This window comes from Bradyrhizobium sp. CB3481 (assembly GCF_029714305.1).
In the GTDB taxonomy this organism is placed as follows: domain Bacteria; phylum Pseudomonadota; class Alphaproteobacteria; order Rhizobiales; family Xanthobacteraceae; genus Bradyrhizobium.
Window position 1 is genome coordinate 7026461 of record NZ_CP121647.1, and the last position, 23812, is coordinate 7050272.

Annotated in this window: 21 protein-coding genes and 1 pseudogene; 10 read left to right on the forward strand and 12 right to left on the reverse strand. The window is 62.8% G+C overall.

The genetic code is table 11. From position 1 onward, the window contains the following. Positions 1–2: 2 nt before the first annotated feature. From QA643_RS34005 to QA643_RS34035, 7 genes and pseudogenes are all read right to left on the reverse strand, one after another. Positions 3–248, reverse strand: a pseudogene (locus QA643_RS34005) (alkylhydroperoxidase); the annotation flags it as partial. Between the two features lie 32 nt (positions 249–280). Next, positions 281–1393: a response regulator gene (locus QA643_RS34010; RefSeq protein ID WP_283030015.1), complete on the reverse strand. Its 1113-nt coding sequence runs from the start codon at positions 1391–1393 to the stop codon at positions 281–283. A gap of 30 nt (positions 1394–1423) precedes the next feature. Continuing rightward, entirely contained in the window at positions 1424–1789 is a 366-nt protein-coding gene (locus QA643_RS34015; RefSeq protein ID WP_283030016.1) for a response regulator, read from the reverse strand. Next, entirely contained in the window at positions 1786–3384 is a 1599-nt protein-coding gene (locus QA643_RS34020; protein ID WP_283030017.1) for a sensor histidine kinase, read from the reverse strand. The genes QA643_RS34015 and QA643_RS34020 overlap by 4 nt, the downstream gene beginning before the upstream one ends. Next, complete coding sequence (locus QA643_RS34025) at positions 3368–4375, reverse strand: ABC transporter substrate-binding protein (protein ID WP_283030018.1); 1008 nt, start codon at positions 4373–4375, stop codon at positions 3368–3370. Before QA643_RS34025 ends, QA643_RS34020 begins: the two co-directional genes overlap by 17 nt. Before the next feature lie 269 nt (positions 4376–4644). Next, positions 4645–5670, reverse strand: a complete 1026-nt coding sequence (locus tag QA643_RS34030) for an ABC transporter substrate-binding protein (protein WP_283030019.1) — start codon at positions 5668–5670, stop codon at positions 4645–4647. A gap of 354 nt (positions 5671–6024) precedes the next feature. Next, entirely contained in the window at positions 6025–6948 is a 924-nt protein-coding gene (locus QA643_RS34035; RefSeq protein WP_283030020.1) for a LysR substrate-binding domain-containing protein, read from the reverse strand. 128 nt (positions 6949–7076) lie between these two features. On the opposite strand from QA643_RS34035, the gene QA643_RS34040 reads away from it, so the two are divergent. The 4 genes from QA643_RS34040 to mdlC all read left to right on the forward strand — a co-directional run bounded on the left by QA643_RS34040 (position 7077) and on the right by mdlC (position 12009). Further along, positions 7077–8243 carry an acyl-CoA dehydrogenase family protein gene (locus QA643_RS34040; RefSeq protein WP_283030021.1) on the forward strand — a complete coding sequence of 389 codons (1167 nt, stop codon included), beginning with the start codon at positions 7077–7079 and terminating at the stop codon, positions 8241–8243. A 9-nt stretch (positions 8244–8252) separates the two neighbouring features. Continuing rightward, a complete protein-coding gene (locus QA643_RS34045; RefSeq protein WP_283030022.1) occupies positions 8253–9371 on the forward strand; it encodes a CaiB/BaiF CoA-transferase family protein in 1119 nt (372 codons plus the stop codon). A 4-nt stretch (positions 9372–9375) separates the two neighbouring features. Further along, entirely contained in the window at positions 9376–10233 is an 858-nt protein-coding gene (locus QA643_RS34050; protein WP_283030023.1) for a MaoC family dehydratase N-terminal domain-containing protein, read from the forward strand. A 153-nt stretch (positions 10234–10386) separates the two neighbouring features. Beyond that, on the forward strand, positions 10387–12009 hold the full coding sequence (gene mdlC / locus QA643_RS34055) for a benzoylformate decarboxylase (protein ID WP_283030024.1): 1623 nt from the start codon (positions 10387–10389) through the stop codon (positions 12007–12009). Positions 12010–12202: 193 nt separating this feature from the next. On the opposite strand, the gene QA643_RS34060 is transcribed toward mdlC, so the two are convergent. After that, positions 12203–12814 carry a hypothetical protein gene (locus QA643_RS34060; RefSeq protein WP_283030025.1) on the reverse strand — a complete coding sequence of 204 codons (612 nt, stop codon included), beginning with the start codon at positions 12812–12814 and terminating at the stop codon, positions 12203–12205. 122 nt (positions 12815–12936) lie between these two features. On the opposite strand from QA643_RS34060, the gene QA643_RS34065 reads away from it, so the two are divergent. Beyond that, positions 12937–13434: a hypothetical protein gene (locus QA643_RS34065; RefSeq protein WP_283030026.1), complete on the forward strand. Its 498-nt coding sequence runs from the start codon at positions 12937–12939 to the stop codon at positions 13432–13434. Positions 13435–13572: 138 nt separating this feature from the next. Here the strand turns inward: QA643_RS34065 and QA643_RS34070 are convergent, their stop codons facing one another. After that, a complete protein-coding gene (locus QA643_RS34070) occupies positions 13573–14367 on the reverse strand; it encodes an SDR family oxidoreductase (protein ID WP_283030027.1) in 795 nt (264 codons plus the stop codon). A gap of 26 nt (positions 14368–14393) precedes the next feature. Further along, the gene (locus QA643_RS34075; protein WP_283030028.1) at positions 14394–15092 is read right to left on the reverse strand and encodes a hemolysin III family protein; all 699 of its coding nucleotides are present in this window, start codon (positions 15090–15092) and stop codon (positions 14394–14396) included. Positions 15093–15508: 416 nt separating this feature from the next. Here QA643_RS34075 and QA643_RS34080 point away from each other — a divergent pair, with 416 nt between their 5' ends. Together QA643_RS34080 and QA643_RS34085 are read left to right on the forward strand one after the other, a co-directional pair. Further along, positions 15509–16972, forward strand: coding sequence for a YcjX family protein (locus QA643_RS34080; protein WP_283030029.1), 1464 nt, complete (start codon positions 15509–15511; stop codon positions 16970–16972). After that, positions 16969–18000, forward strand: coding sequence for a TIGR01620 family protein (locus QA643_RS34085; RefSeq protein WP_283030030.1), 1032 nt, complete (start codon positions 16969–16971; stop codon positions 17998–18000). Before QA643_RS34080 ends, QA643_RS34085 begins: the two co-directional genes overlap by 4 nt. Before the next feature lie 204 nt (positions 18001–18204). Here the strand turns inward: QA643_RS34085 and QA643_RS34090 are convergent, their stop codons facing one another. Further along, entirely contained in the window at positions 18205–19779 is a 1575-nt protein-coding gene (locus QA643_RS34090) for a glycosyltransferase family 39 protein (protein WP_283035022.1), read from the reverse strand. Positions 19780–20102: 323 nt separating this feature from the next. Between QA643_RS34090 and QA643_RS34095 the strand changes: the two genes are divergently transcribed. The 3 genes from QA643_RS34095 to QA643_RS34105 all read left to right on the forward strand — a co-directional run bounded on the left by QA643_RS34095 (position 20103) and on the right by QA643_RS34105 (position 22852). Then, positions 20103–21833 carry an adenylate/guanylate cyclase domain-containing protein gene (locus QA643_RS34095; RefSeq protein ID WP_283030031.1) on the forward strand — a complete coding sequence of 577 codons (1731 nt, stop codon included), beginning with the start codon at positions 20103–20105 and terminating at the stop codon, positions 21831–21833. Between the two features lie 198 nt (positions 21834–22031). Further along, the gene (locus QA643_RS34100) at positions 22032–22277 is read left to right on the forward strand and encodes a hypothetical protein (RefSeq protein ID WP_283030032.1); all 246 of its coding nucleotides are present in this window, start codon (positions 22032–22034) and stop codon (positions 22275–22277) included. 374 nt (positions 22278–22651) lie between these two features. Next, on the forward strand, positions 22652–22852 hold the full coding sequence (locus QA643_RS34105) for a cold-shock protein (protein ID WP_028351035.1): 201 nt from the start codon (positions 22652–22654) through the stop codon (positions 22850–22852). Positions 22853–22997: 145 nt separating this feature from the next. Here the strand turns inward: QA643_RS34105 and QA643_RS34110 are convergent, their stop codons facing one another. Then, positions 22998–23576 carry a hypothetical protein gene (locus tag QA643_RS34110; RefSeq protein ID WP_283035023.1) on the reverse strand — a complete coding sequence of 193 codons (579 nt, stop codon included), beginning with the start codon at positions 23574–23576 and terminating at the stop codon, positions 22998–23000. Positions 23577–23812: the final 236 nt, after the last annotated feature.

A 23812-nucleotide genomic window follows, 5' to 3' on the forward strand; every position in this document is an offset into this window, starting at 1 on the left:
CATCACCGACCGAGTGCGTAGAATTCGCTGTTCGGCCGCATGTTCGTGACGTTCGCATGGCGGTTGGACAGCCCGAAGAAGGCGGAAATCGCCGCAATGTCCCAAGCATCCTCCTCGGTAAAACCGTGCGCATGGAGAGCGAGCAGACCGCTGTCGTCCACCTTGTAGGCCTCGGTGGAAACCTTGATGGCGAATTCGATCATGCTCTTTTGCCGGTCGGTTATGCCAGCCTTCCTGTAATTCGTCGAGTGCGGCAGAAGTAGCCGGCGGGCGACCTCCTTCAAATCATCTCCAGCACGTTGTATGCCGCTATGGGTCGACGCAAACCCTTGAGCGTCAGTTCGCCTACTGGCTCCGCGGTTGCCCTGCCATCGAGCGCCTCGCGTACTTTGCTATCAACCAAGATCTGACCATCCCGCGCTTCTGCGCAAAGACGGGCAGCCAGATTTACCACGGTCCCGATCGCGCTGTATTCGGAGCGGCCCTCGAAGCCGATAGCGCCGAGGGTCGCATATCCATATGCAATGCCGACTCCAAAGCCGAGCTCGTATCTTTCACGCCGCCACTTTCCCGATAACTCCGACAAGCGGCTGCGCATCGCGACCGCCATCTGAACAGCTCGCTGGCACGGGTCTGGACAAGGAATCGGATCGCCGAAAATCACCATGATTCCGTCGCCCAGGAATCTCTCCAGCGTGCCTTCAAACTCGTGGACCAGGGAGCCCAGCGTTGCATGGTACTCCCGCATCACCGCCATCACCTCCTCGGGCTCGGCGATCTCTGCGAAGGCAGTAAAGCCTCGCAGGTCACCGAAGACTATTGTCACTTGTCTGCGGTGGCTCGCCAAAGGCTCATGCGTCGAGGAGGAAAGAATCAATTCCGCGATCTGCGGCGAAAGAAAGCGTTTTAGACGGCCCACCCGTTCAATTTGCACAACTTGCTCCGCAACGCGTTGCTCAAGCATTCTGTTCCACACTGAGAGTTCGCCCGCCTGTGCTTCAACTCGATCATGCAGTTCCTTGATGCGGAGCATGGAGCGCACGCGCGCAACGAGTGCTGCATGGTCGATTGGTTTGGTCAGATACTCGTCGGCGCCCGCGTTAAGTCCGGTGACGACATCTCTTGAGTCAGCTCGCGCCGTCACCATGATGATTGGAACGAATCCGAGCGTCGTATCGACCTTCAATCGCCGGCAGACTTCCAAGCCATCGATTTTCGGCATCATGACGTCGAGGAGGACAACGTCTGGCGCGACTTCACGCACGACGGCGAGCGCGCGTTCACCGTTTTCGGCCTCCACGGTCTCGTATCCCTCAGCACCGAGACGCGCGGTAAGAAGGCAGCGATTCGTTTCGTTGTCATCCACGATCAGGATTCGGGGCGGGACATGCATTTCTGCTCCACGTCGGCACGCGTTGGAACCTCATGTCAGGTATCGATTGATCGTCTCAAGTAGCTTTCGTGCGCTGTAGGGCTTTGCGACATAGGCATCGCAGCCTGCCACGCGTGCCTTTTCTTCGTCACCGCCAAGCGCATAGGAGGTGACGGCGACTATTGGAATATGGCGGAGATCTGATTGTGCTTTTATGCGCCGCGTCGCCTCGTATCCGTCGAGAATAGGCAGTTGGATATCCATCAGGATCAGGTCCGGGCTTTGGGTTCGCGCTGCTATGAGCGCTGCTTCACCGTCGTGCGCCTCGATCATTTCGTAACCGACGCTTGCGAGCAGATCGCGCAGAATCTGCCGATTGTCCTCTTGATCTTCGACCACCAGTACGCGCTTGCTCATGACTGCGCCGCCTGTTGCTCAAGCCGAGCCGGGACCAGAAAGGAAAATCTCGCGCCATGACCGAGGCGGGATTCAATCCATATTCGCCCACCATGCATCTCCACAATGCGCTTTACGATGGCGAGGCCCAATCCAGCGCCTCCCTTCGTCTTGGTGATCGAGCTATCCACCTGCTGGAATTCCTGGAAGATTTTTGTTTGATCGGTTTGATCAATGCCCGGTCCAGTGTCCTGTACGGAAAATCTGTAGAAGTCCCCATTTGCCTCCACTTCGATCCGAACCTCCCCCGCATCGGTGAATTTGATCGCGTTGCCAACAAGGTTGAACAGTGCCTGAGCAAGCCTGCGTTCGTCGCCTCGCGCTGGCGGCAGACCAGGGGGAACGGCAAATTTCAACCCCAAACGCTTTTCGGCGGCGAGGGATTCAACCGATATATAAACACCGCTCACCAGTTCCTCTACGGAATAATCGGCCAGAGAAAGTTGGAGCTGTCCGGCTTCAATCTTGGAGAGATCGAGAACGTCGTTGATGAGTCCGAGCAGATGTCTGCCGTTCCGTTGGATGCGTTCGAGAGCTGATCGCATTTTCTCCGGAGGATCGCCGTATATGCCGTCCAGCAGGAGCTCCGAAAAGCCGAGTATCGCGTTCAGCGGCGTCCGCAATTCATGACTCATGTTTGCGAGGAACTGCGATTTGTGACGGCTGACCTCCTCAAGGCTTTGGTAGAGCTGCTGTAGCTCTTCGCAGGTCGAATTGACGTGCGCTGCAAGCTCCCCAAGTTCGTCCCGATTGGAAACCTTGATGCGCTGGGTGAAGTCGCCAGCCGCTATTCGATTCAGACCGTCGTGGATGATGCGGACCGGTTCGATCACAGACCGGGAGATAGCATGTCCCAGGACCAGCGTAAGCACGAAGCTTGCCAGCGCGACGGCGGCGACAAGCATCTGAGATCTGACATAGGTTTGCCGGCTCGCATCTATGCCGGCGACCATGTCTGCTTCTGCCCGATTGACCAATTGATTGGTCAGTCGTTCGAGTTTGTCTGCGAGCGGCCCGAGTTCTGCGAGTTCGTTCTGTTTGGCCTCAGCCGATCGCCCGTTGCGGATGAGATCGATGACGTGTGAAACTACGGCAATGAAGCGTGCGTACTCTTCGCGTACCTGATCCAGCAACGCAACCTCGTCCTTTGCGACGAACGAGACGCGGTCAAGATCGTACCCAAACTGATTGATCTGCCGCAGCGCACCCGCCAATGTCGTTTCACTCGGAAGGGCGAGAGCAGCGGATACGCCATGGAGCTGTCGAAGCGTATTGTGCTGCACCTGCCGGTATGCCTCGATCTTGTGCTGCAGGGCAACGACTTGGTTGGCCCGCTGGTCGGCTTCGCGGAGCGAAAGGAGCCCGATTACCCCAACCGAGATCAGGAGCATCTCGATGACAAGGAAGGCCGCGAGCAACTTGGTGCGCAGCGAGGGGCGCGATGCGAAGTCGACGAGACCGTCCTTCACCGACGCCCCGTCGCCACTTGCTCGCGATGGTGCAGCGAGCGGGCGCGGAGCAGGAAACGCGGTAGATGAATCAGCCTCCACGTTCACGTCGAACCTCGTTGAGGAAACGCCAGTCGGCTGCATCCGCGATGATTTTCGCAGGACTCGATTTCACTATCCCCGCTTCGCGCAGACGAAGCGCGTAAAAACGGATCGTGTCTTCGGGATCGTAGTCGCGCCAGCGGCTGTACGGTACGTCCGCAAGAGTCTGAACCGCGTAGTCCAGGCGAGGCGTGAAACCCCTATCCACCATGCGCTGTGCAACAAGGGCCGGCTCGCTCACGCACAGATCCGTCGCTCGCAGCATCGCACGCACCACACGCTTGGTGGCGATGGGATTCTTTCGGACGAATTCGCGATTGCCCGCCAGCATGCAGCAAAAATACTGTGACCATGGGCGATCCAGAGCGCTGTTGACGATGACATGACCGATTTTCTGCGCATGCAGACGCTGGGGCTCTGGAGGAAATCCGAGAAAGGCGTCGATTTTTCCCTCTGCAAACAACTCGATCGGTTTGACCGACGCGCTCGTCACCCACTCGATATCCTTGGCGGGGTCGAGTCCAACGAGTGTCGCCATCGCGCTGATGAAAACGTGCGGACTGCTCCCAACCCCCTGCTGGCCAACGGTTCGCCCCTTCAGATCGGCGACGCTACGTATGCCCTCTCTGGCGAATAGCTCGAAGCAGCCGACATGAATGCCGGCCAGAACAGAAATGCCCAGGCCCCGATCGATCTCAACAAGAAGCGGACCGGAGAAATGCAAAGTGAAGTCGAGATCGCCCTTCGCAATTGCTTTGGTTTGCTCCACGCCGGCATCAGATTCAACGTAAACCACATTGGAGATCCCCTCGGCATTCAGCAACTCGCTAACCACGTATTGCGGGGCAATGCAGATACTCGGGTTCTTCGCAAGGCGGACTGTGGTGGTTTCTGGCCTCGGCTCTTCGGCCCCTGGCCGAGCTGTGACACTCCAAAAGAGAGCGGTTGAAGCGCCGCAGGCCCCAGCCAACAGCAAATCGCGACGGTTCACATGCATCGCAACCTCCTCGAAATCACCTCAAACGGTAGCGTTTCCGGGAGCCGAACGTCGATTCGATGTATCTGCGTGGACCTAAAGGCCCACTATCAGCAGAGACAGGACACCGTTTTTCGAAGAATAACGTACTCCTCAGTTCGGGAATGCAACAGTGGGTAGTTCGCTCCGCGGAATTAGGTAAGGGTGACTGCCGGAGTCGTTTAGCGCTGTCTCGACTTGCTGGCGATATCAGAGCCACCGCGCACTGACCAAGAGGCGACGTGGTCTAATCAGCCACCAAGTTCACGTCGGACCTTGTTTAGAAACCGCCAGTCGGCTCCATCTGCGATGAGTTTCGCAGGGCCTGATTTGATCATCCCAGCTTCGCGCAGACGAAGCGCGTAAAAGCGGATTGTGTCCTCGGGATCGTACTCGCGCCAGCGGTTGTACGGCACGTCCGCAAGAGTCTGAACCGCGTAGTCCAGGCGAGGCGCGAAACCACCATCCACCATACGCTGTGCAACAAGGGCCGGCTCGCTCACGCACAAATCCGTGGCACGGAGCATGGCGCGCACCACGCGCTTCGTGGCGATGGGATTCTTTCGAACGAATTCGCGATTGCCCGCCAGCATGCAGCAAAAATACTGCGACCATGGGCGATCCTGCGCGCTGTTGACGATGACGCGACCGATGTTCTGCGCGCGCAAACGTTGAGGTTCTGGGGGAAATCCGAGGAAGGCATCGATCTTGCCCTCCGCAAACAATTCGATCGGTTGGACCTTCGCGCTCGTCACCCACTCGATATCCTTGGCGGGATCGAGCCCAACAAGTGTCGCCATCGCGCTCAGGAATACATGCGGGGGTGACTCAAGCGATTGGACGCCGACGGTTCGACCCTTCAATTCGGCGACGCTGCGTATGCCCTCCCTGGCGAAGAGCTCGAAGCAGCCGACATGAATCCCGGCTAGAATGGTAGTACGCAACCCTCGATCGATCTCGAGAAGAAGTGGACCAGAGAAATTCAGGTTGAAGTCGACATCGCTGTTTTTCCAGACAGCTTTGTCCTGTACAGCGCCGCTACCAAAGAATCCGGTTTCGACGTGAACGACGTTTGTGAACCCCTCGGCATTCAGCAGGTCGTTTACCACGTAGATAGGCGCGATGCAGATGCTTGGGCTCTTCGCGAGGCGGATTGTGGTGGTTTCTGGCGGCGGATCGGGCTCTTCGGCCCTGAGCCGTGTGGTAATGCTCCAAAGCAGTGCAGTGACGGCAGCGCAACACCCCGGCAATAGCAAGTCGCGACGATTCGCATGCATCGGGACCTCCTCGAAAATCACCTTGAACGATAGTGCTTCCGGGGGCCGAACGTCGGTCCGACGAGATTTGCGGGACTAAAGCGCCCGCCAGCGATGAAGATAGCACTGCCGCGCCAAGTCGGATATGGCCGAAGACCTGACGCGTTTACGCCTACACACGGTTCCTTCTGGCACGTGCGGTCGGCTCCGGATCATTCGCGATCAAATTGAGCTTTGCAGACCACGTTTGATGTGTCCCTCACAACGACCAGGTTGGTCTTCCCCTATACAATTGCGGCATGACAGAAGTAGCCAGATGAGAATGCCGCCCTCGGCCGTTTTGCTCTAAGCCATCCCGCAAGGCCCGACACCGGCTCAGGCGAGCTTGATGTCCCAGAGGCCCTCTTCGCGACAGGCGATCAGCTCATTGCGGAGCAGCTCGCTCACCAGCGCAATCGCAGTCGAGCCGGGATGATCGATGGGAGACGCAAGGGTCAGTTCGCGCATTGGCGAAGGTTTTGCGATCGCCGCGGTTTCCAGCCGACCGCTGGCGACCTCGCTGCGCACCGAGGACGGCGGCAGCAGCGTATATCCGAGCCCCTCCTCGACCAGGCTGGTCAGCACGCGGAACGAATCCGCCTCCAGCTTGACGTCGAGCTTGAGCTTCTTCTTCGCCGCCGCCTGCTCGATCAGCGCCCGGAGCCCGTGCGAATGACTGGGCAGCACCAGGCGCTGTTTCAAGAGCCAGCCGATATCGACCTGCTTCTTCCTGGACAATCCGCTGCCGCGCGGACCGACGGCGACGATCGGATCGCGGCCGAGGCTTTGCACGGCAAGATGCAAATCGCTCGAGGGGCCATAGATCAGCGCCAGATCCATCTCGCCGCGGTGCAGCCATTCGGTCAGGTGGCCGCTGTAGCTTTCGACGATGCAGAGCGCGATGCCCGGATATTTGTCGACGGTGCGGCGGGCGAGCCGCGCCGAGATCACGCAGCTCACGGTCGGCACCAGGCCGAGCACCACGCGTCCCGAGGGCGGGCCGCCGGCAGACTGGATCTCGTCGCGCACCTGGTCGATCTGCCGGACGATGCCGGCGGTGCGCGCCAGCAAGAGGCGGCCGGCATCGGTCAGCACCATGCCGCGGCCGTTGCGCGTGAACAGCTCGGCGCGCAATTCATGCTCGAGCAGCTTGATCTGCCTGCTCAGCGCCGGCTGCGCCACGCGCAGCGTGTCGGACGCCTTGCTGAGGCTGCCGAGCTCGGCCACGCAACTGAAGGTCCTGAGCTGCCGGATATCCATTGCTTGCCATTCTTCGAAGGCAGGTTCATACGCTATAACAATTCAGCATAGGGGACCCGCCGGCGCTGCACAACGTTCCCCTTCCCAGAGCAATTGACATCAACCCGCATCCACGCCCAAAAAATCAGATGACCGCACCAGAACAACAGGACGAATTCCACGACATCCGCGACGCCGTCGCCAAGCTCTGCGCCCAGTTCCCCGGCGAATACTGGCGCAAGCTCGACCGCCAGATGGCGTATCCGAAGGAGTTCGTCGATGCGCTGACGGAAGCCGGCTACCTCTCGGTCTTGATCCCCGAGGAATATGGCGGCTCCGGCTTAAAACTGTCGGCGGCGGCGGCGATTCTGGAAGAGATCCAGCGGGCGGGGTGCAATGGCGGTGGCTGCCACGCCCAGATGTACACGATGGGCACCGTGCTGCGGCACGGTAGCGACGCCCAGAAGGCGAAATACCTGCCGGGCATCGCCAGCGGCAAACTGCGCCTGCAGGCGTTCGGCGTCACCGAGCCGACCAGCGGCACCGACACCTCCTCGCTGAAAACAGTCGCGCGGCGTGACGGCGACCACTACGTCGTCAACGGCCAGAAGATCTGGACCAGCCGCGCCGAACATTCCGATCTGATGATCCTGCTGGCGCGGACCACGCCGAAGGAGCAGGCCAAGAAGCGCACCGACGGGCTTTCGGTGTTCATCGTCGACATGCGCGAGGTCAAGGGCAAGGGCCTGGAGATCCGCCCGATCAGAACCATGATGAACCACGCCACCACGGAAGTGTTCTTCACGGACATGCGCGTGCCTGCCGAAAACCTGATCGGCGAGGAAGGCAAGGGCTTTCGCTACATCCTTTCAGGCATGAATGCCGAGCGCATTCTCATTGGAGCGGAATGCATCGGCGATGCCAAATGGTTCATCGCCAAGGCGACCAACTACGCCAAGGAGCGCGCGGTTTTCGGGCGCCCGATCGGCCAGAATCAAGGCATCCAGTTTCCGATCGCGAAGGCTTATGCCGCGATGCGCGCCGCCGAGCTGATGGTGAAGGAAGCTACGCGCAAATACGAGGCCGGGCTTGATTGCGGCGCGGAAGCCAACATGGCCAAGATGCTGGCGGCTGACGCCTCGTGGGACGCGGCCAATGCCTGTGTGCAGACCCATGGCGGGTTCGGCTTCGCGGAAGAATATGATGTCGAGCGCAAGTTCCGCGAGACGCGGCTCTATCAGGTCGCACCGATCTCGACCAACCTGATCCTGTCCTACGTCGCCGAGCATGTGCTCGGCCTGCCCCGCTCCTACTGAGTTCAGAACATGCTGCCGCTTGAAGGATTGATCGTCGTCTCCGTCGAACAGGCCGTCGCCGCGCCGTTCTGCAGCTCGCGCCTGGCCGACGCCGGCGCCCATGTCGTCAAGGTCGAACGCCCCGAGGGCGATTTCGCCCGCGGGTATGATGCTGCGGCGAAAGGCCAGAGCAGCTATTTCGTCTGGCTCAACCGCGGCAAGCATTCGCAGGTGATCGACCTCGCGACCAAAGAGGGCCGCGCCGCGCTCGAAGAGCTGATCGCGAGCGCCGACGTGCTCTTGCAAAACCTCAAGCCCGGTTCGATGGACAAGCTCGGCTTCTCGCTGGAGCGCCTGCGCAAGGATTATCCCGCGCTGATCTGCTGCACCATATCAGGCTATGGCGACAGCGGCCCCTATGCCGAGCGCAAGGCCTATGACCTTCTGATCCAGGCCGAGAGCGGACTTGCCTCGATCACCGGCGGCCCTGAGGGCCCGTCGCGCGTCGGCATCTCCGTGGTCGATATCGCGACCGGCGCCACCGCGCATGCGGCGATCCTGGAAGCGCTGATCGCGCGCGGGCGCACCGGCAAGGGCGCCGATATCCGCATCTCGATGTTCGACGTGATGGCCGATTGGATGGCGGTGCCGCTGATCAATTCGGAAGCCGGCAACCCGCCGAAGCGGATGGCGCTGGCCCATCCCTCGATCGCGCCCTATGGCGTGTTCAATTCCAGGGACGGCAAGGGCATTTTGATCTCGATCCAGAGCGAGCGCGAGTGGAAGAAGCTGTGCGCCGAGGTGCTGGATCAGCCTGATCTGCCGAACGATCCGCGCTTTGCCAACATGGTCGAACGCGTGCGCAACCGGGTGCTCACCGACCAGACGGTGGCCGACAGCTTCGCTTCAATGGATCGCATCGAACTGCTCAAGCGGCTCGATGAAGCCGACATCGCCTTTGCCGAGGTCAACAGCATGGCCGATCTCGCGGTGCATCCGCATCTGCGCCGCATCGAAGTCGATACGCCGAACGGCAAGGTGAGCTATGCCGCGCCGGCCACGATCTTCGTCGGCGAGGAACGGCATTACGGCGCCGTGCCCGCGATCGGCGAGCATGTCGCACTTCCCGCAGCCCGCAAAAAAGCCTGACGCCATGACCGAAGCCACCAAACTCGACATCGACCATCTGCGCCAATGGATCGGCCGCAGCACCGAAGCCTCCGACATCGTCACCGCGCAGCTCGTCAAGGGCCTGCGCGCGACCCTGTTCCAGGACATCGGCGAGCCCAGGATAGGCGACGCCGCGCCATGGACCGTGCATTGGTGCCTGGCGCAGCCGGTATTTCCGATGTCGATGCTCGGCCCTGACGGCCACCCGACCCGCGGCGGTTTTCTGCCGCCGGTGCCGCTGCCGCGCCGGATGTGGGCCGGCGGCGAGATCGAATTCCTCCAGCCGCTGCGCGTCGGCGATGAATCGACCCGCACCTCGCGCATCGCGGACGTGACGCTGAAGACCGGCTCGACCGGCGCACTGTGCTTCGTTGCCGTCGAGCACACGATAACAACATCGCGCGGCGTGGCGATCCGCGAGCGGCAGGACATTGTCTACCGTGACATGGGCGGCGCGGCCCCCGCTTCGCCGACGAAAGCCCCTCCGCCGCCGGTCGCAAGGCACCGCGAAACCCATGTCAGTGACCCCGTGCTGCTGTTTCGTTATTCGGCGTTGACCTTCAACGGCCATCGTATCCACTACGACCGCGACTACGTCACCAAGGTCGAGGGCTATCCGGGCCTGATCTTCCACGGCCCGTTGCAGGCCGCGCTGCTCGTCGAGTTCGCCGCCAAGCTGCATGGCGACTCGGCGCCGAAGAAGTTCAGCTATCGCGGCGTGCAGCCGCTGTTCGAGGGCGGTGAGTTCTCGATCAACGCCAACGAAACCAGCGCCGGCATGGAACTGTGGATCGCGAACGCAGAGGGCCAGCCGACCATGAAGGGCATGGCGACGTGGTGATTTTCGCCGTCATTGCGAGCCAACGGGTCGCGCGAATGCGCGCCCGATGACAGGCTCCGCGAAGCAATCCATACCTCCGCGCAGGAAGCATGGATTGCTTCGTCGCTTTGCTCCTCGCAATGACGGAGTATGCAGCTAGCTCTGGGAGTCCCAATGTCGTCCCGCAAACCAGCCAAAGCCACCGCCCTCACCGTCAAGGACGCCACCTTCGGCCTCTTGCGCGCCTTCGGTATCGACAAGGTGTTCGGCAATCCCGGCTCGACCGAGCTTCCCTTTCTCAGCGACTGGCCCGAGGACATCGACTATGTGCTCGGCTTGCAGGAGGCGTCCGTGGTCGGCATGGCCGACGGTTACGCGCAGGCCACCCGCAACGCCGGCTTCGTCAATCTGCATTCCGGCGCGGGCGTCGGCAATGCGCTCGGCAATATCTATACCGCGCACCGCAACCAGACGCCGCTCGTCATCACCGCCGGCCAGCAGGCGCGCTCGATCCTGCCGCTGCAGGCCTTTCTCTATGCCGAGCGCGCCTCGGAATTCCCGCGACCTTATGTCAAATACAGCGTCGAACCGGCGCGCCCCGAAGACGTACCGGCGGCGATCGCGCGCGCCTATTACGTCGCGATGCAGCCGCCCTGCGGACCGACCTTCGTCTCGATCCCGATCGACGACTGGACGCATCCGACGCAGCCGATCGAGGCCCGCAAGGTCAGCCGCGAGATCGGCCCTGATGCTGCGGCGATGAAGGCGCTCGTCGAAGCGCTGTCGAACAGCAAGCGCCCTGCCCTGGTCGTCGGCCCCACCGTCGATCGCGCCGGCGCCGTCGATCTGATGGTGAGGGTGGCGGAGAAGGCGAAGGCCGCCGTCTGGGTCAGCCCGTTCTCGGCGCGCTGCTCGTTCCCGGAACGCCATCCGCAGTTTTCCGGCTTCCTGCACGCTTCGCCGGGGCAGCTATCGGAGGCGCTGCGCGACCACGATCTCGTAGTGGTGATCGGCGCGCCGGTCTTCACCTTCCATGTCGAAGGCCATGCCGCGATCTTCGACGGCAGCACAACCATCTTCCAGATCACCGACGATCCGGACGCCGCCGCCGTCACCCCGTCGGGCGCCAGCATCATCGCCACCATGAAGCCGGCACTTGCGATGCTGCTCGACCTCCTGCCCGAAACGACACGGGCGGTGCCCGCCGGCCGCGTGCTGCCGCCGCCGCCAAAGGCCTCCGACCCGATCCCGGCCGAATTCCTGCTCCACGCGCTCTCGGCGGCGATGGGCCCGAACGACGTCCTGGTGGAAGAGGCCCCCTCGCATCGCCCGGCGATGCAAAAATTCATGCCGATGCGCGGCCAGGACAGTTTTTACACCATGTCGAGCGGCGGCCTCGGCTACAGCCTGCCGGCCGCGGTCGGCATGGCGCTCGGGCGGCACAACGCGCGCACGGTATGCCTGATCGGCGATGGCTCGGCGATGTATTCGATCCAGGCGCTGTGGACCGCGGCGCAGCGCAAGCTGCCGCTCACCGTCGTCGTCATCAATAATTCAGGCTACGGCGCCATGCGCTCGTTCAGCCAGGTCATGCAGGTGCGCAACGTGCCGGGGCTGGAACTGCCCGGCATCGACTTCGTCCAGCTTGCGCAGAGCATGGGCTGCCACGCCGTGCGCGTGACGAAATCAACCGAGCTGATGGCCGCGCTCAAGCAGGGCCTGTCGCATGACGGCACCAGCCTGATCGAGGTGATCGTGGATTCCGCCGTGCCGCTGCTCTACGCGCAGAAGAGTTGAATTATCTCCCCGTCATTGCGAGGAGCTCGCGACAAAATTGCAAGGCAATTTTGCGCTGAAGCGACGAAGCAATCCATCCATCCGCTCGGTAAGCTTGGAGAGATGGATTGCTTCGCGGAGCCTGTCATCGGGCGCGCATTCGCGCGAGCCGTTGGCTCGCAATGACAGGGAGAGAACACGGCCCACACAACAGCTAGCTGCCCCGCCCCGCGGCGATCTCCGCCGCAAGCCGTCCATAATCCGCCCACACCAGGTTGAGAAACAGCGGCGGCTCCTGCCCGGCCTGCAGTATCTGCGCGCAGCGCGCTGTCGCGCCGTCCATCTCCCACCATTTCTGCGCCGATAGCACCACTTTGCGAAAGTGATTGAGCGTGCCGGAAAATGGCCGGCGATCGGCGTGGGCAAGGCCGGCGCAATGGTTGAGCCAGTTGAATCCCGCGATCACGGCGGTCGCGAGGTCATTCATGGCGTTGCCGCTGAATTCGATCACGATGTCTTCGTGCGGCCGCTGGCGCAGATAGGCCTCGATGGCGGCCCCTTGCGAATCCGGCTCGGCGAGCAGCTTGAACTCGCCTCGCGGCACCATCAAGAGATAGCGGAACGCCTCCAGCCGGGTGTGATCGCAGACTGTCGCTCTGTCGGCGCCGGCATCCGAGGAAAGCCGCTTGCAGGCCGGATAGACCCATTTGCCGTTGTCGACGTCATCGAGATATTGCCTGCCCCGCTTCTCGATTTCGGCGAGCAGCGCATGTGGCGCATCCGGCGCCGGTAAAGCCTTTCCGGATAGCCAGCTGCGCCAGCTCATGCAGCCCCATTTGATTCAAACGCCCGACAGTTCACCTGCAAGTTCCACCCCGCGAACGTGACTTGACGACCCATCTACGCTCGCACGAGAGTTCGGCATGGGGCAACCCTGGAGTGAATGCCATGAAGCAGACAATTCTCGGAAAAACTGCCCTTGCCGTCTCCGTGTTCGCATGCGCAGGCATGCTGTCATTTGAGCGGAGTGAACAAAAGGGCGTTTCGCTCTCCATCGAACGCGCGCAAGCCCAGATGGACGAGCCAGCGAGTCCGGGCATCACGACCCGCCGGTCGGCGCGGCGAGCGGGCCGTGCGACAGCAATGGGCGCAGGCGCAGCCGCGGTGGGCGCGGGTGTTGCAGCCGGCGCGACCGCCGCCTACTACGCTGGTGGCGGACCGACCTACGGGGCCGGCGGACCCTACTACACGGGAAACGGCCCCTACGCCTATTACGGCGGCAACGGTCCCTACGCCGGCAGCGGCCCTTCGTACACCGGCAATGCTTATGCCTATTACGGCGGACCGGGCGTATGGAGCCAGGACTACGCGGCGCGCAACGGCATCATCTGCCAGCCAGGCACTCTGATCCGCCTCGAGGACGGCCTGATGCACAGGTGCCAGTGATGTAAATTAGGGGCAAGACGAAAGACTCTCCTCGTCATTGCGAGCGAAGCGAAGCAATCCATATCTCCACAGGCGGAGACATGGATTGCTTCGTCGCTTCGCTCCTCGCAATGACGGGGAAGAGGCTCATGCCCCAGATTACTTCCCGTAACTCTCGCGCATCTTCGCCTGGATCTTCGCCATGCCTGCAATCCAGCGGTCGTAATTCTCCGTCTTCTTGCGCATGTAGCCGAGCACCTGCGGGTGCGGCAGGATCACAAAAGTTTCTTCTTCCAGCCCTTTGAGCACGTCCTCCGCCACCTGCTCCGGCGACAGGTCGCCGTCGCCGGATTGCGGGCCCTTGGGGATCGAGCGCAGCATGTTGGTGTCGACGCCCTGCGGGCACAGGATCGAAACGCGGATGTTGTCGGCCTTGTGCGAGATCGCGAGGTTCTCGGCAAAGCCGACCGCAGCGTGCTTGGTGGTCGAATAGGCCGGGCTGCCGACCTGCGACAACAATCCCGCTGCCGAGATCGTGTTGAGGAAATAGCCGCCGCCGCGCGCCTTCATGCGCGGGATCAAATGCCGCGCCGCATAGACATGCGCCATCACATGAACGGCCCAGCTTCGCTGCCACGGCTCGTCCGAATTGCCGCCGGCGTTCACCGACAGCGGATCGAAACCGCCGCCGATGCCGGCATTGGAGCAGAACAGCTCGATCGGGCCGAACTGCCGCTCGGTCTCCTCGACAACATGATGGACGTCCTTCTCTTTCCCGACATCGCATTTGAAGGCCGCCCCACCGATCGGCGTGGCGACGGCCCGCGCGCCGTCGGGATCGATATCGGCCACAACGACCTTGGCAGCACCGGCGCGATGGAAGGCCTCGCACATCGCCTTGCCGATGCCGTTGGCACCGCCGGTGACAACCACGACTTTGCCCGTCACCTGCATGGCCGCTCCTCCCGTTTATTCTGATCCTATGTCAGGACCATCATATCGAGAATAGCCGTATAATGGCAGGCGGCGCCGAGCAAGACGAAGCCGTGCCAGATCGCGTTCTGGAAGCGCAGCCGCTGCCAGGCATGGAAGATCACCCCTAAGCTGTAGAGCACGCCGCCCGCGACCACAAAACCCAGCGCCAGCGGTGGCACCGCCTTCACCACGGCGTCGTAGATCATGACGCCGCTCCAGCCGAGTGCGAGATAGAGCCCGACCGCCAGACGATCGTACCGTCCCGGCAGCGTCAGCTTCAGCACGACGCCGGCGATCGCCACACACCACACCCCGATCAGTAGCGCGATCGCCAGATAGCTCTCCCGCAGCTCGACGATGAACGGCGTATAGGTTGCGGCAATCAAGAGATAGATCGCGGAATGATCGAAACGGCGCAGCACCCATTTGGCGCGCGACACCGGCCACAGATTATACATCGCCGACATCACCAGCATCGCGAGCAGGCCGGCAACATAGACCGACACCACGGCAATTTCGAACGCGCTGGCATAGACCGCCGTCAGGACGATCAGCGCGGTGGCAGCGACAAGCCCGAAGCAGACGCCGATGACATGCACGACGCCGTCGGCGATCAGTTCGGTGCGGTCGTAGTTCCAATGCATGGCACCAGCCGCCGCATGAATGGATGTCGAGGCGAATTGTTTCAGTCTGAAGATCGTCATGCAGGCCCGCGGGAAGTTGATGTGGGAGCGGTATAGCACAGGGTATCGCGGGGAACGACGCACCGTTCAAGGCTGGACCTCAAGCTGGTTGTCATCATCCGCGAAGGCGGATGATCCAGTATCCCACGGCCGTGGCATTTTCGTGCTGGTGTATGTTCCGTCATGCCCGGGGCTGTCCCTTCACGTCGTCCCTGCGAACGCAGGGACCCATAACCACCGGCGTCCGTTTGACGAAAGGTTTTGACTCCAACCGCCTTAAATTGAAGGGCCGCAGCGTATGGGTCCCTGCGCTCGCAGGGACGACCAGGGACGCTTAGAACGCTCATCAAGCGATCACAAGCGCTTGATTTTGGCCCGCCAATCGCCACTTTTCGGTGGTCGCCCGCCCCGCCTCACTCATCGAGTTTCCTGCCCGCATGGCCCCCAGTTTTTCAGACATCGTCGAGGAAGCGCGCCTGTCGGCGCGGGCGCTGCTGGACTATGGCGACAGCTTCTTCAACCCCACCGTGCGGCTTGGCGTCACCGGCCTGTCGCGGGCCGGCAAGACCGTGTTCATCACCGCGCTGATCCACGGCCTGACCCGCGGCGGCAGGTTTCCGGTGTTCGAGCCCTATGCCTCGGGCCGGATCGCCGGCGCCCGGCTCGCGCCGCAGCCTGATGATGCCGTGCCGCGCTTTGCCTATGAGAACCATGTCCGCACCCTGATCGAGGAGCGGCGCTGGCCGAACTCGACCACCGACATCTCCGAACTCCGGCTCGTCATCGATTACCAGCGGCAGAACGGCGCCGACCGCACGCTCACCATCGACATCGTCGACTATCCCGGCGAATGGCTGCTCGACCTTCCGCTGCTCAACAAGAGCTTTGAGCAATGGTCGGTGGAAAGCCTTGCGCTGTCGCGCGAGGGCCCGCGGGCCAGACTCGCCGCGCCCTGGCACGCGCATCTCGCAACGCTCTCTCCCGAGGCCCGCGAGGACGAACAGGCGACCCTTGCCGCGGCAAAGCTGTTCACCGATTACTTGCGCGCCTGCCGCGACGAACGCTTTGCGATGAGCCTCTTGCCACCCGGCCGTTTCCTGATGCCGGGCAATCTCGCCGATACGCCGGCGCTGACCTTTGCGCCACTCGATGTGGCGATCGATGGCACCGCTCCCGACGGTTCGCTGTGGGCAATGATGCGGCGGCGCTATGAGGCCTACAAGGATGTCGTGGTGCGTCCGTTCTTCCGCGATCACTTTGCGCGGCTCGACCGGCAGGTCGTGCTGGTCGATGCGCTCGCGGCCTTCAACGCCGGCCCGGAGGCGCTGCACGATCTCGAAGCAGCCCTGGCCGGCATTCTCGATTGCTTTCGGGTCGGCCGCAGCACGATCCTGAGCAGCCTGTTTCGCCCGCGGATCGATCGCATCCTGTTTGCTGCCACCAAGGCCGATCACCTGCACCATTCCAGCCACGATAGGCTGGAAGCTGTGCTACGCCGCGCGGTCGCCAAGGCGGCCGATCACGCCGCGTATGCCGGCGCAGCCATCGACGTTGTCGCGCTCGCGGCCGTGCGCGCCACGCGCGAGGCAACGGTGGCGCGTGGCCGCGAAAAACTGCCCTCGATCCTCGGCACGCCCGCGCCGGGCGAGACCGCCAACGGCGATACGTTCGACGGCGAGACGGAAGTCGCGACTTTTCCGGGCGATCTGCCCGCCGATCCCGAAGCGCTGTTCAACGGCGGCTTTCGCGGGCTTTCCTCTACGGCGCACGAGGCGGCGGATTTCCGCTTCCTGCGCTTCCGGCCGCCGCTGCTCGAAAGCACATCTAAGGAAGAGCCCGCGCTGCCGCACATCCGGCTCGACCGCGCCCTTCAGTTCCTGATCGGAGACCGACTGCAATGAGCGAGAAGACGCCCCCGCGGCGGCCGGCGACGTTCAAGCTCGGCGACCCCAACGTGATCCTCATCGATCCCGACGAGGGCGGCCGCCCGGCCCGTGGCACCGTGCAGATCACGCCCGAAGCCGACCCGGCGACGCTTCCCGTGCCGATCGACAAACCTCTCCCTCCGGCCCGTCGCGGCTTTCGCTGGGGCACGCTGTTCTGGTCGGCAGTTGGCGGGCTGGTGCTGCTCGGCTCTGGGCTCGGCGTCGTCAACCTGATCGAGGACCTGTTCGCGCGCAGCCAGACGCTCGGCTACGTCGCACTCGCGTTTGCGATCGCCGCGGGCCTCGCACTTGCCGTCGTCATCGGCCGCGAAGCCTTCGGGCTGGCGCGGCTCGCGGCAATCGAAAAACTCCATCAGCGCGCCATTGAGGTATTGCGCAGCGACGACCGCGCCGCGAGCCGCGAGATCGTTCAGGACCTGCTCAGGCTCGCCCACCAGAATCCGCAACTGGCGCGCGCCCGCGCCACGCTGGTGAGCCATGCCGACGACATCATCGACGGCGCCGACATGATCAAACTGGCCGAGCGCGAATTGATGGCGCCGCTGGACGAGGAAGCCCGCCGGCTGGTCTCGACGGCCGCGCAGCGCGTCTCGGTGGTGACCGCCGTCAGCCCGCGCGCCCTGATCGACGTGCTGTTCGTGTTCGTCGCCGCGATGCGCCTGATCCGGCAGTTGGCGCGGCTCTATGGCGGCCGGCCCGGCACGCTCGGCATGATCAGTTTGCTTCGCCACGTCATCGGCCATCTCGCCATCACCGGCGGCATGGCGGTCGGCGACAGCCTCGTGCAGCAGGTGCTCGGCCACGGCATCGCGGCAAAGCTCTCGCAGCGGCTCGGCGAAGGCGTGCTCAACGGCCTGCTGACGGCACGGCTGGGGCTGGCGGCGATCGATGTCACGCGCCCGCTGCCGTTCACAGCCTTGCCGCGCCCCGCGCTCGGCGATTTAGCCAAGGATTTGTTGAGCAAGCGGGATGATGATGCGTGAAGTCTCGTAGGGTGGGCAAAGGAGCGCAAGCGACGTGCCCACCATTTCTCATCGATCGTGATGCTTGATGGTGGGCACGCTTCGCTTTGCCCACCCTACGGCGGCGGTGATGTGACTGCCCGACGGGCAAACCATGTCGCGAGAATGCCGCTTCATATTCAGTCGTCATCCCCGCGAAAGCGGGGATCCAGTATTCCAGAGACGTCAATGATTGAACCGATAAGCCGCGGCGTACGGGATTCCCGCATGCGCGGGAATGACAGTCGAATTTGCAGCGCGTGTCACATCCCCAGCCTGCGCCGCAGCCAGCACGCGCCAGCGGAACAGCGGTGAATCCGGCGGCGGCGAAAGCTCTGGCGTCCAGCCCGTCAGCTTCTCCAGCGCATACGTATCCATCACCATGCCGCGCCAGGTACGTTCGACCCGCTCCAGCGGCTCGCGCCTGGCGCCGGTGAGATCCCATAACGGCAGGCGATGGTCGGGCTCACGCGCGACGTAGAGGCCGGGATGATCCTTGATCAGCTTCATGCCGGGATCGGCAAATCCCTGAAAGCGTCCGCGCTCGTTGATCTGGATGACCGGCAGCTGGCCGTTGAAATACCAGCGCAGCATCGCGTAGGTGCGATAGTCCGTCGTTGCGATCCAGGTCGCGCCGGTCTTATGCAACTGCTCGCGCGCGCGCGCCGCGACCTCTTGATAGCCGGCCTCGCCGCCGATCGGATCGGTCCGGCCGATCAGATTCCACGGCGCCGCCACATAGTAGAGGAACACGCAGACGACGAAAATAATGCCTGAGATCACCGCGACCCTTGCCCAGTGGAACGTCGACTTGACCATCCACTCCGGAAAATTTTCGCGCGGCACCAACACGAGGTTGATAGCGGTCGCGGCAAAGCCGGCGGGCCACAAGAACATCGGCCAGGTATCGCCGACGCGCAGCGTCAGCGACTTCCAGAGGAAATAGAGGAACGGCACCAGCACGGCGGTCGACAGCAGGATCGCGACCGGCTCGCGGGTGCGATAGCCGCGCCAGGCCGTCAACGTCACGCCTGATAGCACCACCGGCAGCAGCACGAAGCCGACGAGGCCGAATTGTAGGCCGATGAACTCGCCGACGGTGCGGAACGAAAACGGATGGGTCGCGACCGCGCGCACGAACTGGAAACGGAACGAGGCCCAGTCGTGCTGCGCGTTCCAGATCAGGACCGGCAGGAACACGATCGCCGCAATCAGCGCGGCAGCCCATGGATACGGGCTGAGCAGCCAGCGCCGCCGCCAGTCCGGCACCAGCACGAACGCGGCGACCGCCGGCAGCAGCATGATGGCGGTGAATTTCGACAGCAGCGCCAGCCCTGCGAACAGCCCGGCGCCGAGCCACCAGCGCGGGTTGCCGCTTTCGGTGAGCCGCACCAGCGCCCAAAGCATGGCGACCGCGCACGGGATCATCGCCGTGTCCGGCGCGACCTTCGCCATTAACAGCCCGTAATAAAGCGCGGCTTCCGGCAGCAGCACCGCGAAGATGACGGCGCGCACGTCATGCGTCATGCGGCGGACAATGTCGGCGAGCAGCAGTTGCGTGACCAGCATCGCGACGATGCCGCCGAACCGCACGCCGAGATTGGTATCGCCGAAGATCGCCGTGCCAAGCCGGATCAGCCAAGCGATGCCGGGCGGATGGTCGAGAAAGGCGAGTGCGCTCTCCTTCGACCAGGTCCAGTAATAGGCCTCATCGGTGCGCAGCTCGAGCACGCCGGCATAGGCCAGCCGCATCGCCGTCATCGCCGCGATCAGCAGGATAACGGCAGGCCATGGCGAGGCGGCGAAACTGACCGATTTAGTACTGGCTTTATCGGGCGGGGCTATGATCACGGCGCTTTCTCTCTGACTGCCCCGGGGGTGTCAACGTGCCATGGACAAAATGCTTCCTCCGTCGTCCCTGCGAACGCAGGGACCCATAACCACCGATCGTGGTAAGGAAAACCGCATGGACCATAGCACGACCGAGAGGCCGCGGCGTATGGGTCCCTGCGTTCGCAGGGACGACGTGGTATTAGCCGATGGAATAAAGCATTAGTATCGCCGATATAGCCACTATGGATCGCATGGCCAGCCTGTCCCAAGAACGCGTGACGACCTTCCTACGCGGCATCAGCCTGCGGCAGGTCCGCCTTGTCACGGGCATCATCCTGTTCGCCTACCTCGTCAGTCATTTCCTCAACCACGCGCTCGGCAACATCTCGCTGGACGCGCTGGCAACCGGCGTCCAGATCCACGTTGCATTCTGGCAATTCCTCCCTGTCACGATCCTGTTCTATGCTGCCTGCGTAGTGCACACCGCGCTCGGCATCTGGGCGCTCTATGAGCGCCGGCAATTCCGCTGGAAGGCGATCGAGCCGCTGCAACTTGCGCTGGGCCTCAGCATACCGATGCTGATCATCGCCCATGTCATCGGCATCCGGCTCGGCCAGACGCTTTACGGACATGAGCGGCTCTATCCGCAGATCCTGTTCCTGTACTGGATCTGGGCGCCGTGGCGGATCCCGATGATGCTGGCGGTGATGACCATCGCCTGGGTCCATGGCTGCATTGGGCTGTATCTGTGGCTGCGGATGCGCGCGTTCTACAAGCGCGCCGCGCCGTTCCTGCTCGCCGCCGCAGTGCTGGTACCGACGCTGTCCATGCTCGGCTTCTATCAGAGCGGCCGCATGGTCGTCGATCTCGACAGTGAGGAATGGCGCGCCGAGACGCAATCGGAGCGACAGATCGGCACCCGCGCCGAGGCGCAGACGCTCGACCGCATCACGGACTATTTCCTGTTCGGCTATTTCGGCTTGATCGGCATCGCGCTATTGGCGCGCGGCGCCCGCGCCATCAACGAGCGCCGCCGCGGCATGATCAACCTCTCCTACGGCAACGGCCGCACCGTGCGCGTTCCACGCGGCCTCAGCGTGCTCGAGGCAAGCCTGCGCAACAACGTGCCGCACGCCAGCGTCTGCGGCGGCCGCGCACGCTGCTCGACCTGCCGCATCCGCATCATCGGCGACTGCCACGATTTGCCAAAGCCCTCGCAGCGCGAGGCTTTCGTGCTCGGCCGGGTCGGCACCTCCGACCCATCGATCCGCCTCGCCTGCCAGCTGCGGCCGCCGTCCGACCTCTCCTTCTTCCAGCTCTTCCTGCCCCACACCTCCGCCGATGGCCACGACTCGCATCCGACGCGGATCGGCCAGGAGCGCTATCTCGTCAGCCTCTTCGTCGACATGCGCGGCTCGACGCAATTGGCCGAGAAGCGCCTGCCGTTCGACACGGTGTTCATCGTCAACCGCTTCCTCGGCGCGGTGTCGCAGGCCGTGCTCGGCTGCGGCGGCATGCCGAACCAGTTCGTCGGCGACGGCATGCTGGCGCTGTTTGGGCTTTCGGCGGGCCGGCAGGAAGCCTGCCGCCAGGCGCTGCGCGCAGCGGCGCTGATCGCCGCCAATGTCGATGCGCTAAACAAGTTTCTCGAACATGATCTGCGCGAGCCGATCCGCTTCGGCATCGGCATCAATGGCGGCGAAGTCATCGTCGGCGACATCGGCTATCGCGACCACATGGTGTTCACCGCGCTCGGCGATCCAGTCAATGTCGCGGCGCGCCTGCAGGACATGACCAAGAGCCTTGCATGCGAGCTCGTCGTCTCGGACGAGGTGCGCGCGACCGCGGGACTTTCGGAAGATGCGCTGCCTTCGCAGGAAGTCACGATACGCGGTCGCAACGAACCGATGGTCGTGCGCACTGTCAATGATGCACGCATGCTGTCGACATTGGTTAATGGCGAGCAAAGCGCAGCTGCATAAAACGCTGCAGTCATAGCGGTTCAGCGCCTGTGTGATGTTTTTCACATCTGAATAATCGTTCAGAAAATTGTCGGCGAACGCGGCGCCGATTCCTCGAACCCGCATTTCCGGGCACGCGACTGATTGGCGATGGGTAAGACTGAAACTTCAACCCGCGCCAAGACAAACGTCGAACGCGCACGATCAAGGAGAACGACCATGTTGCGTAAATTGACTCTCGCGCTTGCCGCCGCTGCATCCCTCGGTGCCATCGCACTGGCCCCCACCAGCGCTTCGGCCGGTGGCTTCATCTGGCCGAACTACCATCATCATCACCATCACTGGGGCCATGGCCACGGCTTCGGCATCGGCTTCATCGGTGGTGGTTATGATGGCTGCTACGTGACCCGCCGGGTGCTGACGCCCTACGGCTTCCGCTGGCGCACCGTGAACGTCTGCTACTGATCCCGATCACCGTAATCCGTTGATTTAGATCAACGCAGGTTCGCTGCAGGAAGCCCCGGTCGCTCGCGCGGCCGGGGTTTTCCGCCTGCGATCCACCTCGCACACCCGTGCCCAGCGCGACGAGGACGTCCGCGCGCAGCAGGGCAGGCCTATCGCCCAATCCGGGGTGATTGCCGCCGTTCGGCCGCGTCAAAGGGGGCGAAACCGGAAAAACGGCTGAAATCGGCGGCGAATGGGGGCTTTTTCGCTAAAACGGCCGGTCCGTTTGCGCTATTCAGCCCGCCCTAACCCGCGTATCCTTCATGAACGGGCATGCCGGTTAGTGCGGGGACCGGCGGCTCGTTTATTTTTTTGATTCCGCGGAGACGACGTGAATGGCTAAAGGTACGGTGAAGTGGTTCAATCCGACCAAGGGGTACGGGTTCATCCAGCCCTCGAGCGGCGGCAAGGACGTGTTCGTTCATATTTCGGCAGTTGAGAAAGCGGGCCTTTCGACACTCAATGAAGGACAGACCGTCGAGTACGAAGAGATCGCCAACCGCGGCAAGACTTCGGCCGAGAACCTCAAGGTTTAGCGCGAGAAGCGCCCGGCAACGGCTCGCTCTCGGAAATAAATTCCGGGAGTAGGCTTAAGAAACTACCAGAAAACTGTGAGCGTTCGGCGGAGCGGGCACCGCTTCTGCACGCGCGATGGTCCCCTCGTGCGCAAGAACCGGCCGCTCAATCTTCTGTCACCCATTGCTGAACCGTCATCACGTCCGGTGGCTGCAGATAGCCGCGCGGCCAGAGATCGACGACCCATTCGGCCTTGCTGGCGCGGTCGACCAGCACCGCCGTGTTGTGCGGCGTCTGCAGCACCAGCGTATTGCCGCGATATTTCGGATCGCCGATCGTGTGATGCTTCAAGAGGCCCCACTCCTGCAGCACCAGCAGCAGGCTCGTGGTGTTGCGCGTGGTGTCCCAGCAATCGTAATTGTGCTTGTCGTCGAAGTAGCGGAAGTCGGCCTTCGCCACGCGCTTGTTCGTGCCGAGGATCGGGCCCATGCGGCGGTCGAACCACACCACCACCTTTTGCACGGCGGCACGCTCGGCTGCGGCCGAGGCCTTGCCCGCCGACATGATCTGGGTGATTGACTTGCGGTCGGCATCGGTGAATTCGAGAAGCTCGCGGCGGCGGCAGACGAAGCCGTAACACACCGTCATGGAGCTGGCCGTTGGCGGACTGATCGATACCGATTCGTAGAGATAGCTGATCGCAGAACTCATCCCGGCGGCCGACGTGGCCCGGGCGTCGATCATCGGGGCAAGGAGCACGCCAAGCATCAGCACCGCGGCGACATGGTTCCGCGGGCGGCTTCCCGGTATCGGCAGAGTAGCGTACCTCATCCCGGCGAGTTCCCAGACGATGGTGTTGGTGACGATTAGCGCGGCGCCCGCGCGCTGCCAACCACCAAGCCTGCGGTCCTGTGGGTCGCCATGCCGAAAATCCGCCGGCTGTGCTTTCGGTGCGCCAGTCGGCGGGATTGCGCCTGTTC

Coding starts and splice junctions, on each gene's coding strand:
- QA643_RS34010 (WP_283030015.1), bottom strand. CDS start 1,393: ATGCATGTCCCGCCCCGAATCCTGATCGTGGATGACAACGAAACGAAT.
- QA643_RS34015 (WP_283030016.1), bottom strand. CDS start 1,789: ATGAGCAAGCGCGTACTGGTGGTCGAAGATCAAGAGGACAATCGGCAG.
- QA643_RS34025 (WP_283030018.1), bottom strand. CDS start 4,375: ATGCATGTGAACCGTCGCGATTTGCTGTTGGCTGGGGCCTGCGGCGCT.
- QA643_RS34030 (WP_283030019.1), bottom strand. CDS start 5,670: ATGCATGCGAATCGTCGCGACTTGCTATTGCCGGGGTGTTGCGCTGCC.
- QA643_RS34035 (WP_283030020.1), bottom strand. CDS start 6,948: ATGGATATCCGGCAGCTCAGGACCTTCAGTTGCGTGGCCGAGCTCGGC.
- QA643_RS34040 (WP_283030021.1), top strand. CDS start 7,077: ATGACCGCACCAGAACAACAGGACGAATTCCACGACATCCGCGACGCC.
- QA643_RS34045 (WP_283030022.1), top strand. CDS start 8,253: ATGCTGCCGCTTGAAGGATTGATCGTCGTCTCCGTCGAACAGGCCGTC.
- QA643_RS34050 (WP_283030023.1), top strand. CDS start 9,376: ATGACCGAAGCCACCAAACTCGACATCGACCATCTGCGCCAATGGATC.
- mdlC (WP_283030024.1), top strand. CDS start 10,387: ATGTCGTCCCGCAAACCAGCCAAAGCCACCGCCCTCACCGTCAAGGAC.
- QA643_RS34060 (WP_283030025.1), bottom strand. CDS start 12,814: ATGAGCTGGCGCAGCTGGCTATCCGGAAAGGCTTTACCGGCGCCGGAT.
- QA643_RS34065 (WP_283030026.1), top strand. CDS start 12,937: ATGAAGCAGACAATTCTCGGAAAAACTGCCCTTGCCGTCTCCGTGTTC.
- QA643_RS34070 (WP_283030027.1), bottom strand. CDS start 14,367: ATGCAGGTGACGGGCAAAGTCGTGGTTGTCACCGGCGGTGCCAACGGC.
- QA643_RS34075 (WP_283030028.1), bottom strand. CDS start 15,092: ATGACGATCTTCAGACTGAAACAATTCGCCTCGACATCCATTCATGCG.
- QA643_RS34080 (WP_283030029.1), top strand. CDS start 15,509: ATGGCCCCCAGTTTTTCAGACATCGTCGAGGAAGCGCGCCTGTCGGCG.
- QA643_RS34085 (WP_283030030.1), top strand. CDS start 16,969: ATGAGCGAGAAGACGCCCCCGCGGCGGCCGGCGACGTTCAAGCTCGGC.
- QA643_RS34090 (WP_283035022.1), bottom strand. CDS start 19,779: ATGACGGCGATGCGGCTGGCCTATGCCGGCGTGCTCGAGCTGCGCACC.
- QA643_RS34095 (WP_283030031.1), top strand. CDS start 20,103: ATGGCCAGCCTGTCCCAAGAACGCGTGACGACCTTCCTACGCGGCATC.
- QA643_RS34100 (WP_283030032.1), top strand. CDS start 22,032: ATGTTGCGTAAATTGACTCTCGCGCTTGCCGCCGCTGCATCCCTCGGT.
- QA643_RS34105 (WP_028351035.1), top strand. CDS start 22,652: ATGGCTAAAGGTACGGTGAAGTGGTTCAATCCGACCAAGGGGTACGGG.
- QA643_RS34110 (WP_283035023.1), bottom strand. CDS start 23,576: ATGATCGACGCCCGGGCCACGTCGGCCGCCGGGATGAGTTCTGCGATC.